The organism is Citrobacter sp. wls757, assembly GCF_005280935.1.
Taxonomy (GTDB): Bacteria; Pseudomonadota; Gammaproteobacteria; order Enterobacterales; family Enterobacteriaceae; genus Citrobacter; species Citrobacter portucalensis.
Genome location: NZ_SZWU01000074.1, coordinates 1 through 12,843, shown reverse-complemented (window position 1 = coordinate 12,843; position 12,843 = coordinate 1). Strand labels below are relative to the sequence as shown.

At 52.9% G+C, this 12,843-nt stretch carries 10 protein-coding genes; 3 read left to right on the top strand and 7 right to left on the bottom strand.

Going from position 1 to position 12,843, the window contains the following annotated elements:
* Positions 1-26: 26 nt before the first annotated feature.
* The 4 genes from frdD to frdA are packed head-to-tail and all read right to left on the bottom strand — an operon-like array spanning position 27 to position 3,317.
* Positions 27-383, bottom strand: a complete 357-nt coding sequence (gene frdD / locus FDW94_RS20380; RefSeq protein WP_003025535.1) for a fumarate reductase subunit FrdD — start codon at positions 381-383, stop codon at positions 27-29.
* 10 nt (positions 384-393) lie between these two features.
* Positions 394-789 (bottom strand): fumarate reductase subunit FrdC, encoded by a 396-nt coding sequence (gene frdC, locus FDW94_RS20375; protein WP_003025537.1) that lies wholly within the window; start codon positions 787-789, stop codon positions 394-396.
* 10 nt (positions 790-799) lie between these two features.
* Positions 800-1,534 carry a fumarate reductase iron-sulfur protein gene (gene frdB / locus FDW94_RS20370; RefSeq protein ID WP_003025540.1) on the bottom strand — a complete coding sequence of 245 codons (735 nt, stop codon included), beginning with the start codon at positions 1,532-1,534 and terminating at the stop codon, positions 800-802.
* Positions 1,527-3,317, bottom strand: coding sequence for a fumarate reductase (quinol) flavoprotein subunit (frdA, locus tag FDW94_RS20365; protein WP_003830519.1), 1,791 nt, complete (start codon positions 3,315-3,317; stop codon positions 1,527-1,529). Before frdA ends, frdB begins: the two co-directional genes overlap by 8 nt.
* Before the next feature lie 324 nt (positions 3,318-3,641).
* Here frdA and epmA point away from each other — a divergent pair, with 324 nt between their 5' ends.
* A complete protein-coding gene (epmA, locus tag FDW94_RS20360) occupies positions 3,642-4,619 on the top strand; it encodes an elongation factor P--(R)-beta-lysine ligase (protein WP_003830517.1) in 978 nt (325 codons plus the stop codon).
* A 214-nt stretch (positions 4,620-4,833) separates the two neighbouring features.
* A complete protein-coding gene (yjeM, locus tag FDW94_RS20355; protein WP_008785995.1) occupies positions 4,834-6,336 on the top strand; it encodes a glutamate/gamma-aminobutyrate family transporter YjeM in 1,503 nt (500 codons plus the stop codon).
* 181 nt (positions 6,337-6,517) lie between these two features.
* On the opposite strand, the gene mscM is transcribed toward yjeM, so the two are convergent.
* The 3 genes from mscM to rsgA form a co-directional block, all read right to left on the bottom strand.
* A complete protein-coding gene (gene mscM / locus FDW94_RS20350; RefSeq protein ID WP_008785996.1) occupies positions 6,518-9,832 on the bottom strand; it encodes a miniconductance mechanosensitive channel MscM in 3,315 nt (1,104 codons plus the stop codon).
* A gap of 17 nt (positions 9,833-9,849) precedes the next feature.
* A complete protein-coding gene (gene asd, locus FDW94_RS20345) occupies positions 9,850-10,818 on the bottom strand; it encodes an archaetidylserine decarboxylase (RefSeq protein ID WP_048212901.1) in 969 nt (322 codons plus the stop codon).
* Positions 10,819-10,910: 92 nt separating this feature from the next.
* A complete protein-coding gene (rsgA, locus tag FDW94_RS20340; RefSeq protein WP_170974257.1) occupies positions 10,911-11,963 on the bottom strand; it encodes a small ribosomal subunit biogenesis GTPase RsgA in 1,053 nt (350 codons plus the stop codon).
* 105 nt (positions 11,964-12,068) lie between these two features.
* Here rsgA and orn point away from each other — a divergent pair, with 105 nt between their 5' ends.
* Positions 12,069-12,614 carry an oligoribonuclease gene (gene orn / locus FDW94_RS20335; RefSeq protein ID WP_020996267.1) on the top strand — a complete coding sequence of 182 codons (546 nt, stop codon included), beginning with the start codon at positions 12,069-12,071 and terminating at the stop codon, positions 12,612-12,614.
* Positions 12,615-12,843: the final 229 nt, after the last annotated feature.

Genomic DNA, 12,843 nt, shown 5'->3' with positions numbered 1-12,843 from the left:
GCGGGCCTGATAATTAACGCATGTACTTAGATGGTCAGAATACCAATAGCCGTTACAACGGTCAGGATTGCTGCCAGTCCATAGAATACCCATTTGCCAGCAGGCACGTGGATTTTCAGGTCATGCATCGCGTGGTGCATACGGTGTAAACCACACCACAGCGGCAGAACGATCATCAGGAACAGAAACGCACGTCCGATGAAGCTCTGAGCGAATGCCAGTACGCGTTCATAGCTGAAAGCATCAGGAACAAAGCCCAGCGGCAGCATAATGCCTACCAGCAGGATCATTACCGGCGCAATGATTGCGCTCCACATACCGCCTGCACCAAACAGGCCCCAGAATACGGGTTCGTCAGAGCGTTTTGGATTTGGATTAATCATTCCGGACTCCTTACCAGAACAGGGCAACAAACAGTATGACTACTGTCGCAACCACAGTAACTGCCCAGAGACCTTTGATGATCGGCTCTGGCCCCATTTTTTCGTCTTTTACGATGATGTTGGCTGCTTTTGGCGCCAGCTCAAACCAGGTTTTGGTATGCAGCAGCGCTGCTGCCAGGGCGATAATGTTAAGGATTACCACCACCGGGTTTTGCAAAAAGGCGACAAAGCCCATCCAGGACTCTGCACCATGCTTGAGTGCAAACAGGCCGATAATCAGTTCAATGCTGAACCAGACTGCCGGAACTGCCGTGCCTTCACGCAGCATGTAAAAACGATAAAATGGCAGCTTTTTCCACCAGGTGGACGTCATTGGCCGCACATAGGCTTTACGTTTAGTCGTCATCGTGCACTCCTTAGCGTGGTTTCAGGGTAGCGATAAGAAAGTCTTTTGAACTTTCAACTTTACCCTGCTGAATGGCCGCAGCCGGATCGACGTGTTTCGGGCAGACTTCGGAGCAGTAGCCCACGAAAGTACAGGTCCAGACGCCGTTCGGGCTGTTCAACTGAGCCATACGCTCCTTCTTACCATGGTCGCGGCTATCTTCGTTGTAACGATGCGCCAGCGTAATCGCAGCCGGTCCAATGAACTCAGGGTTCAGGCCGAACTGCGGACACGCGGCATAGCACAGACCACAGTTGATGCAACCGGAGAACTGATGATACTTCGCCATCTGCGCCGGAGTCTGGGTGTTTGGACCCTGATCCGGTGTACGCGGGTTACCGATAATGTACGGTTTGATCGCTTCCAGGCTTTCGATAAAGTGCGTCATGTCGACGACCAGATCGCGTTCAATCGGGAAGTTGCCCAGCGCTTCAACCTTCATGCCGTTGGTGTAATCACGCAGGAAGGTTTTGCACGCCAGTTTCGGTACATTGTTGACCATCATGCCGCAGGAGCCGCAGATCGCCATACGGCAGGACCAGCGGTAGCTCAGGTCCGGTGCCAGGTTATCCTTGATGTAGCCCAGCGCATCCAGCAGTGACGTGGTTTCATCATAAGGAACTTCGTAGAAAGCACTGTGCGGCGCGGTATCGGTTTCCGGGTTATAGCGCACCACCTCAACTTTCAGGTTTTTCATCTCAGCCATTCGCCTTCTCCTTCTTATCGGCTGCTTCCGCTTCGCCACCGTAAACACGTTTAGCCGGTGGCAGAGTGGTGATTTTCACGTCGCTATATTCCAGGCGAGTCGTGCCGTCAGCATCGCGGAAGGCGAGGGTGTGTTTGAGGAAGTTCACATCGTCACGCTCGGTGCAGCCTTCATCCAGACGCTGGTGCGCGCCGCGGGATTCTTTACGCGCCAGAGCAGAGTGCGCCATACATTCAGCAACGTTCAGACCGTGACCCAGTTCGATGGTATACAGCAGGTCGGTGTTGAAGACGCTGGAGGTATCAGTGATACGTACGCGCTTGAAGCGTTCCTGCAGTTCCGCCAGCTTATCAACGGTTTTCTGCATGAGTTCCGGCGTACGGTAGATACCGCAACCTTCTTCCATTGACAGGCCCATTTCGTCACGGATCTTAGACCAGTTTTCGTTACCTTCCTGGTTAACCAGATCTTTCAGACGTTTTTCAACGCCAGCAACCTGTGCATCAAGAGCGGCACTGTTTGCAGCGCCAGCCGTTGCAGCGCGTTCTGCTGCCTGCTCACCGGCCATACGACCGAAGACCACCAGTTCTGCCAGGGAGTTAGAGCCCAGACGGTTAGCGCCATGCAGACCAACAGAGGAACATTCGCCTACAGCGAACAGACCTTTAATGCGGGTTTCACAGTGCTGATCGGTTTCGATACCGCCCATGGTGTAGTGCGCGGTCGGACGTACCGGGATCGGTTCTTTAACCGGATCGACACCCACGTAAGCTTTCGCCAGTTCGCAGATGAACGGTAAACGTTCGAGCAGTTTTTTCTCGCCGAGGTGACGCAGGTCGAGGTGAACCACATCGCCACGCGGAGTGGAAATGGTGTTGCCTTTGCGCCATTCGTGCCAGAACGCCTGAGAAACTTTGTCGCGCGGGCCGAGTTCCATGTATTTGTTTTTTGGCTCGCCCAGCGGAGTTTCCGGACCCATGCCGTAGTCTTGCAGATAACGGTAGCCGTTTTTGTTAACCAGAATACCGCCTTCACCACGGCAGCCTTCAGTCATCAGGATACCGGAGCCTGGCAGACCTGTTGGGTGATACTGAACGAATTCCATATCACGCAGCGGAACGCCGTGGCTCAGCGCCATGCCCATACCGTCGCCGGTTACGATGCCGCCGTTGGTGTTGTAACGGTAAACACGACCTGCGCCGCCCGTTGCCATCACGACAGCGTTAGCACGGATTTGCACCAGCGTGCCTTCCATCATGTTCATGGCAACCAGGCCGCGAGCATGACCGTCGTCAACCAGGATATCCAGAACGAAGTGTTCGTCAAAGCGCTGAATCTGCGGGAACTGCAAAGATGTTTGGAACAGCGTATGCAGCATGTGGAAGCCGGTCTTATCCGCGGCAAACCAGGTACGCTCGATTTTCATGCCGCCGAAGCGACGTACGTTGACGCTACCGTCTTCACGACGGCTCCATGGGCAGCCCCATTGTTCCAGTTGCGTCATTTCAGTTGGGCAGTGGTGGACAAAGTAATCCACGACATCCTGCTCACACAGCCAGTCTCCGCCTGCTACCGTATCGTGAAAATGGTAGTCAAAGCTGTCATGATCCTGCGCGACAGCAGCAGAGCCGCCTTCGGCAGCAACGGTATGGCTGCGCATTGGGTACACTTTTGAGATCAGTGCGATTTTAGCGTTGGGATTTGCTTGTGCGGCAGCAATTGCAGCACGTAATCCCGCGCCACCGGCGCCTATAATGGCAAGATCGGCTTGAAAGGTTTGCACGACATTCCTCCAGATTGTTGTTATTTCATCCCTGCCTGAAATCAGATGCTTCATCGGCTTCAAACAGGTTATGAACGCGTTTCCACTGCTCCTTTATAGGTACAATAGTATAGTCTTAGGGATGTGCGGGAAATTTGACGTGTTCGATTTTTTTAGCGTGTCATAGGGGGGAATTATCATTGAATTTGATTAATTTAATTACTAAACCACCCTAAGTCGCTTTTTTTATCCAATTGCCAGTGATGATTAGTGCTGCCTGAAATTTGTCTCGTTAGCGCGATACGAGTAGACTTCGTGCCCTTGTCATAAATCGGAGAAACAACCATGAGCGAAACGGCAACCTGGCAGCCGAGCGCGTCCATCCCCAATCTGTTGAAACGTGCAGCAATTATAGCGGAGATTCGCCGCTTTTTTGCCGATCGTGGCGTGCTTGAGGTTGAGACCCCTTGTATGAGTCAGGCAACGGTAACGGACATCCACCTGTTCCCGTTCGAAACGCGTTTCGTTGGCCCTGGACACTCCCAGGGAATGAATCTCTATTTAATGACCAGCCCTGAATACCATATGAAGCGCCTGCTGGTGGCAGGATGCGGCCCGGTGTATCAACTGTGCCGCAGCTTCCGTAATGAAGAGATGGGGCGCCATCATAACCCTGAATTCACCATGCTTGAGTGGTATCGTCCGCACTACGATATGTATCGCCTGATGAATGAAGTGGATGATTTGCTCCAGCAGGTGCTGGACTGCTCACCTGCGGAAAGCCTTTCTTACCAGCAGGCCTTCCAGCGCCATCTGGAGATTGACCCGCTGTCTGCGGATAAAACCCAACTGCGGGAAGTGGCGGCGAAATTGGATCTCAGCAATATCGCTGATACCGAAGAAGACCGGGATACCTTACTGCAACTGCTGTTTACGATGGGTGTTGAACCGCATATTGGTAAAGACAAGCCGACGTTTGTGTATCATTTCCCGGCCAGCCAGGCATCACTGGCGCAAATCAGTACCGAAGATCACCGCGTGGCTGAACGTTTCGAGGTTTATTACAAAGGTATTGAGCTGGCGAATGGTTTCCATGAATTGACCGACGCGCGCGAACAGCAGCAGCGGTTTGAACAGGATAACCGCAAACGTGCCGCACGAGGCTTACCACAGCAACCTATCGATACCAACCTGCTGGAAGCGCTGAAAGTCGGCATGCCGGATTGCTCAGGCGTGGCGCTGGGTGTTGACCGTCTGGTGATGCTGGCGCTGGGCGCAGAGAGCCTGGCCGAGGTAATCGCATTTACCGTCGATCGCGCATAACTTACTCTTCTGCAATACAAAGTGGTGGCTTAATCGCCACTTTGTAGCATATTTTTTCATTTCCCCTCTAATAGCCACAATTTACACCTGGATATTTGATATCGTTTAGGTATCAATTCTGTGTTGTTTTTTTTATCGCTGAACTCTGCAAAGAGAGCAGTGCCAACCGGTGAGCGGCGTTTGTTAAACGCTTGCCAGAGTAAGGGATGGTTTAATGACCCAAACAATAAAAAAGATGAGCCTGATAGGTCTCATTCTCATGATATTTACGTCAGTTTTCGGTTTTGCTAATAGCCCCTCCGCGTTCTATTTAATGGGGTATAGTGCAATACCGTGGTATATATTTTCTGCATTATTATTCTTTATTCCATTTGCTTTAATGATGGCGGAAATGGGTTCTGCCTATCGGAAAGAAGAAGGGGGAATCTATTCGTGGATGAATAATAGCGTTGGACCACGCTATGCGTTTATCGGCACGTTTATGTGGTTTTCTTCTTATGTGATATGGATGGTTAGTACTGCGGCGAAAGTCTGGGTACCTTTTTCAACCTTCTTGTTTGGCGCAGACATGACGCAGCACTGGCGTATTGCAGGGCTTGAGCCTACGCAGGTTGTCGGACTGCTCGCAGTCGGTTGGATGATCCTGGTGACCTGCGTGGCATCCCGGGGTATTAATAAGATTGCGCGTATTACGGCTGTAGGTGGAATTGCCGTAATGTGTCTTAATTTAGTTCTGTTGTTAGTGAGTGTCGCTATTTTGTTATTAACTGGTGGCCACTTTGCACAGGATATTAATTTCATCTCTTCGCCTAATCCCGGATATCAGTCTGGACTGGCAATGTTGTCATTTGTTGTGTTTGCCATTTTTGCTTACGGCGGAATTGAAGCTGTAGGGGGACTGGTTGATAAAACAGAAAAACCAGAAAAGAACTTTGCTAAAGGCATTGTCTTTGCCGCTATTGTCATTTCTGTTGGTTATTCACTGGCCATCTTTTTATGGGGCGTTAGCACTAACTGGCAGCAGGTATTAAGTAATAGCTCAGTTAACCTCGGGAATATTACCTATATCCTGATGAAAAGCCTCGGAATGACGTTGGGTAATGCGCTACATCTTTCCCCTGATGCCGCAATGGTGATGGGCGTATGGTTTGCACGTATTACCGGGCTTTCCATGTTCCTTGCCTACACCGGCGCTTTTTTCACCCTCAGCTACTCACCGCTGAAAGCGATTATTCAGGGCACGCCGAAGGCGTTGTGGCCCGCGCCGATGACCAAACTGAATGCCGTAGGGATGCCGACGACGGCAATGTGGTTACAGTGCCTGCTGGTGAGCCTGTTTATCCTGTTGGTTTCATTTGGTGGCGATACGGCTTCAGCGTTCTATAACAAACTGACGCTGATGGCGAACGTCTCGATGACGCTGCCGTATCTGTTCCTGGCGCTGGCGTTTCCGTTCTTTAAATCCCGTCCGGGTCTGGAAAGGCCGTTTGTTGTCTTTAAAACCCGAGCGGCGACGCTGCTGGCAACGGGAGTGGTCGTGCTGGTGGTGACGTTTGCTAATGTGTTCACCATCATCCAGCCGGTAATTGAAGCCGGAGACTGGAACAGCGCACTGTGGATGACCGGCGGTCCGATCTTCTTCTCACTGCTGGCGATGGCGATTTATCAGAACTACAGCCGTCGCACGACCAACGAGCCTGAGTGGGCGGTGGAATAAAGGCCATCTGGCGTTTATTGCCTGTTGCCGATCCGGACGCATATTAAGCTCGAAAATGTCTGTAATCGGCGATGAAATGCCCGATGGCGCAAGCTTATCGGGCCTACAGGTTAATTGCAGACCCGTAGGCCGGATAAGACCCAACGGGTCGCCATCCGGCATTTCTTGCCTGCATTGTGCGTTACAAACTCCCTGCCGGGCGACTGCCTCTTCCTGCAGAACTTAATGTTCTCCCTGTTTGCTTACCGCCGAGGCTCTCCAGACGCATCTGGAACGGAGGGAACGGCATATCAATACCGTGCTCGCGGAAGCCTGCCAGAATCAGTTGGTGGATTTCATGGCGCAGCGGCATGCGATGCCCCATCTCGGCGGCATAAATACGCAGTTCGAAGATTTGAATCCCTTGTTGCAGGTCAACCAGGAAGACTTCTGGCGCCGGATTATCGATAACCAGCGAACAGCGCTGTGCGGCAGTCAGCAGGATCTGCGTAACCTCCTCGCTGTTCGCCTCCGACGGTGCCGGGATGGTTAACACCACACGGGTAACGGAATCGGATAACGACCAGTTGATAAACTGTTCGGTGATAAAGGCTTTGTTGGGCACGATGATCTCTTTACGGTCCCAGTCGCTGATAGTGGTGGCGCGGGTATTAATTTTCGTCACGCTACCGGTAAGGTCGCGAATCGTCACCGTGTCGCCAATGCGGATTGGTTTTTCAAACAGGATAATCAGACCGGAAATAAAGTTGGCGAAGATCTCCTGCAAACCAAAGCCCAGACCGACACCGAGAGCCGCCACCAGCCATTGCAGTTTGGACCATTCAATACCGATCATCGAGAAGCCAACCAGACCGCCAATCAGCATCAGCAGATACTTGGTGATGGTGGTGATGGCATAACCGGTGCCGGGGGTTAAATCCAGATGTTGCAGTAGTGCCAGCTCCAGCAGTGCGGGTAGGTTGCGCACTAACTGGGTGGTGATGATAAATACCAGAATCGCGATAAGCACCGCGCCCAGCGTTATCGGTTCTAAGCTTTCCACGCCCTGAACCGTGGAGGTGACATCCCACAACGAGATGTTTTCCAGGAAGCCGAAAGCGGAATGAATTTCTGACCACAGTACAATGACCGAGAGCAGGGCGATAAGCATCAGGATAGAACGCACCAGGCGCAGCGATTGCGCGCTGATAGCATCCAGATCCACTTCGCTTTCATCAACGTCAATCGCGCCTTCAAGGCTGGTGGAATGCGGTGGTTCTTCTTCGCCCCGCGCGCGCTGCGCCAGCATTTCAGCACGTCGATGCTTGGCGCGGTCGAACGCCAGGCGGCGGCGCTGGATCAGCATCCAACGGCGGATAACGTGATACACCACCAGTAATAAGAACCAAATCGCTACGGACGTTTCCAGACGTGCCAGCAGGGCTTGTGACGTGGCGAGGTAGCCTACTGCCGCGGCGAGAATGGCAATCAGCGGCGCACCCATCAGCATATTCCACAGCATGCTGTTGACCATGTTATCGCTGTTGCCCTCTTTATCGAGGTACAGCGGTATCCCGGCGCGTTTCAGGCTCAGGGTTACGACCGCCAGCGCACCGCAAATCAGAATAAAGCACAGACGTCCCAGTGAGGCGGAGAATTCCCGGTCATTGAGGTTATCAAACATAATAACCGCCATGATCAACGGGACAATCAGCCCGATGCTCATCAGGTAATAGTGCATGGCTTTCGCGACGCGGTTCCGCGGCCAGCCAAAGTGGGCAATGAACAGACCGTTGGGACGTGCAAAGGTGGCGCAGATCATTACTGCCCACAGCATGGGCACCGTGGCGGTAACGCCATCGCCGATCGCGACAGCCAACGGATAAGGCCAGGCTTCCTGCAATCCGTAACCGAGCGTTGCCCACAGCACTGGCAACGGCGAAGCGACGAGTATTGACCAGAATACCGTGCGTATTGTCAGCCAGAAGTGATCCTGGGTGACTTTCCCGACCCGCGCGGACGAGCGTTCAAGGAAACGGGTGAAGTGCTTGCGCGAAGAGAGGCTAAAGCCAACTAACACCAACGCCGCGAACAGCGGTAGCAGCGTTTCTTTGCTGGTCAGCATCATGATGCTGGCTTTGCCCAACTGATTAAACGTATCTAATGAGATCAGACGCCGCAGATCCTGAACGATGTCGACAGGCCAGGAGAGGGAGATAGGGCTAACGTCTGACGTCCAGAACAGGTAGCGGTGCGTCGCTTCGTTGACCTCTTTTAGCGCATCTTCCAGTTGACTGTTGGAAACTTTGAGCTTGGTCAGCTCAAGGATCAGCGTATCGCCGCCCTGTAACAATGAGTTCAGCAGCTCACGCTGGGTGCGTAGCTGGGCGTTGAGGATGCTGCTCTGTTCAGCGGTCAGCGGTTGTCCATCGGCCTGATGAATCTGACGCAGCTGCGGCTGTTTGTTGAGGAGGTCCTCATAGCGCATGCGGTGTACGCGAAGCTGCGCCATTTCGGTATCCAACTGCTGAGGTTTAGGCATTTCCGGCAGACGGGATACCTGCGCTCGCAGCGCTTCTCCCAGCATATTTGAAACCCCAAGCCACTGAGACTGCTCTCGCAGCGTATTCAATGCCTGACGCACCTGCAGCGTTTGGCTGGCGGCCTGACGCTGCTGCGAAGCGACCAGATCCATACGCTGTGCTTGCTGGTTTAAGGCCTGAGACAGCTCGCGGTTTACCTTGAACTGGTCGACAATGCCTTCCGGCAGTCCCGCGCTGTTTTCCGCCAGCAGTTCAGTGCTTTCCAGCGCTCGCTCAGCTTCACGCTGACGTTGACTGTTAAGCTGGTTGCGCAAAGCCTGCAGGTAAGCGTCGAGTTGTTGACTCTGTTTTTCCGCCAGTTCGGAGCGCATACGCGCCAGTTCCTGACGGTTATTGGCGGAAAGCTGCGCCAGCTCCAGTTCATCGACCTGGGCTTTAAGTTTGGCGGATTCAGCCTGCATCGCCTGATTCTGTGCGGAATTGCCGTTGGCCGTACCAATGCGTCGCTCAAGCTCATTGAGCTGGCGGCGGGCATCGGTTTGCTGTTGAGGAAGCTGGCTTAACGAGTCGGCGATTTCCCGGGCGCGATCCTGCTCCTGCTGGGCCTGACGACTCTTTTCCAGCAGTTGGCTGCTAACCTGGAGGATCTCCTGGTTTAACGCATCGGTAGTGAGTCCGGTTGGCACATTGCGCGGTTCATCACGCAGGTTGCTAAGCTGTGCGCGTAACGTTGCGGACAGCTTGGGGAAGTTATCAATAACTTGCTGGTATTGCTGGGCGCGCTCGAGAGAGCCTTTACGCTCCTCAAGGGCATTCAGCGCGGACTGGAGCGCCTCGACGGTTTCTGGCTGAGCAGGTTTTGCCGCTTTTGCCTGCTCCAGTTCCTGGGTGAGTTGTTTGGCATCGGGGGCCGTCGCAGCGTACGCCCCCAGGCTGAGGCACCAGGCCATCAGAAAAGTGATAATCAGGCGCACAGCAGCGATTCCTATGTTTAACTTTCGTCTTTTTTGTCGTCAACCAGCGGGCTGGCATCGTGTTCTGCTTCGATCTCTTCTTTCGCCAGCGGGGCCGGTTCTGCCTCTGGCGTCACGAAAGTCTCGGTCGAGATGGCCATTGGCTGGCCGATTTTAGTCACCGAAAGATCCTGCAACTGCTCAACCAGGTTAACTTTGCCAGGTGCGAACAGGTTGATGACGGTGGAACCGAGCTTAAAGCGGCCCATTTCCTGACCTTTCAGCAGCGCCACCGACCCTTCGCTTTCGCCTTCCGGCCAGGTCCAGCGCTTGATGACGCCTTCACGCGGTGGGGTAATGGTGCCAGCCCATACGGTCTCAATGCTGCCGACGATGGTCGCGCCGACCAGAATCTGCACCATCGGGCCAAATTCGGTATCAAACAGACAGATTACACGTTCGTTGCGGGCAAACAGGTTCGGTACGTTTTGCGCAGTCAGGATGTTTACAGAGAAGAGATCGCCCGGCACATACATCATTTCACGCAGGATACCGTTACACGGCATGTGTACACGGTGGTAATCGCGTGGAGACAAGTAAGTGGTCACAAACGTACCGTTGCGGAATTTGTCCGCCATCTGATAGTTGCCAGCCAGCAGCGCTTCAAGGGTATAGCTGTGCCCTTTAGCCTGCAGCAGTTTGTCTTCCTCGATGTTGCCTAACTGGTTAATCACACCGTCAGCGGGCATGACCAGTACGTTTGGATCGGTATTAATCGGACGAGCATCGTCGCGCAGCGGGCGAACAAAGAAGTCGTTGAAGGTGCGATAGCTGGCGGTGTCCGGCTTTTGCGCCTCTTTCATATCGACCTTGTAATATTTCACGAACAGATCGATAACCAGTTTGGTCAGCCATCCCGCTCGTTTGCTCGCACCCCAACCCGCCAGGCGAGTGAGCCATAGTTTCGGCAGAATGTATTGTAGCGAAAGCTTAAATGAGTTTAACAAGGTAGCCTCCAGGCCATAATTTGTTCCCGATCCGGCATACGGGCCGGATCCTGAAAAAAGGGGGACGATTCTAGCGATGCTTAGCTTAGTTGTCAGTTGTCTGTATCAGAAAAGTTTTTACGCGTTTTTACCTGCGCCATGCTTTCCAGGATGCGGTGATAATTTTCAAACCGGGTTTCGGCTATGGCCCCTTTTTCTACCGCCTCACGGATAGCGCAGCCTGGATCGGTATCATGCTTGCAGTCGCGGTATTTGCAATGGCCCAGGTAGTCATGGAATTCGACAAAGCCATGCGTGATTTGTTCCGGCTCCAGATGCCACAGTCCAAACTCACGTACGCCAGGGGAGTCGATAACGTCGCCGCCGTGCGGGAAGTGATACAGGCGAGAGGCCGTGGTGGTGTGCTGTCCAAGGCCGGAGTTGTCAGAGACATCATTGGTCAGGATCTCTTCCTGCAGGCCGAGGAGATTATTGAGCAGGCTGGATTTACCTACGCCCGATTGACCGGCAAAAATGCTGATGCGATCGGTTAATGCTTCTTCAAGCGGTTTCAGGCCGTCTTTTGTGCGGCTTGATACCATCAATACCCGATAGCCAATGTTGCGATAGATATCCATCTGTTCGTTAACGAAGGCCATGCCTTCATCATCCAGCAGATCGATCTTATTCAGCACGATAATCGGTTCAACGTGTAGCGTTTCGCAGGCTACCAGATACCGGTCGATAATATTGAGTGACAGCTCGGGTAAGATGGCTGAGACAATAACGATCTGGTCGATGTTGGCGGCAATAGGCTTTACCCCGTCGTAAAAGTCGGGGCGTGTCAGTACCGAGGTACGATCGTGTACCGCTTCAACGATACCTTTGACATTCACGCCTTCAGCTGCCGCTTTACCCGGGCGCCAGACTACGCGATCGCCAGTAACCAGCGAGCGAATTGTACGGCGGATGTTGCAGCGGTGAATTTCACCGTCAGCAGACTCTACGTCGGCATGCATGCCAAAACGGCTGATAACGATGCCTTCAGCGGTTTCGCCAAACAGGTTGTCGTCGTAGTCGGGCTTCTCCGTGGACGTTTTAAGACGACGCTGGTGATTGGCGTTCACACGGCGCTGTTGGCCTTTGGAGAGTTTATTCTTACTCAATCGGACTGGCTCCTGGTCGCCCATGATGGGCAAAACATTTATGATACACACAATTTTAGATCAATGTAGTCACACTGAATGTGACGCTGAAGGGTGGAAAATAGCATGAGTGCCAATGAAAACAACCTGATTTGGATCGATCTGGAGATGACAGGTCTGGATCCCGAGCGCGATCGCATTATTGAGATCGCCACGCTGGTGACGGATGCCAACCTGAATATTCTGGCTGAAGGACCGACAATTGCGGTGCACCAGTCTGACGAACAACTGGCATTAATGGATGACTGGAACGTACGTACGCATACTGGTAGCGGGCTGGTGGAGCGCGTGAAGGCGAGCACAATGGGCGATCGTGAAGCTGAACTGGCCACGCTGGCTTTTTTGAAAGAGTGGGTTCCGGAAGGGAAATCACCTATCTGCGGCAACAGCATCGGGCAGGATCGTCGTTTCCTGTTTAAATACATGCCGGAGCTGGAGGCGTATTTCCATTATCGCTATCTGGACGTCAGCACGCTCAAAGAGCTGGCGCGTCGTTGGAAGCCGGAAATCCTCGCGGGCTTCACCAAGCAGGGAACACATCAGGCGATGGACGACATTCGTGAATCTGTTGCTGAGCTTGCTTACTATCGCGAACATTTTATTAATCTTTGATTTTGCTCTCCGGTGGCTTGCGTCACCGGTTTTTTGACGCTAAATTGTTCAGCTTGACTGTAAATTAATCACTTGAACGAATTTTCGAAAAAAACACTTTCAGGGGGGTTGCAGCTAAACGGATTTCTCGTATAATGCGCCTCCCGTAACGACGCAGAAATGCGAATTACGACAGCAACAAAAGCAGTACAGATTTGCGGGAATAGCTCAGTTGGTAGAGCACGACCTT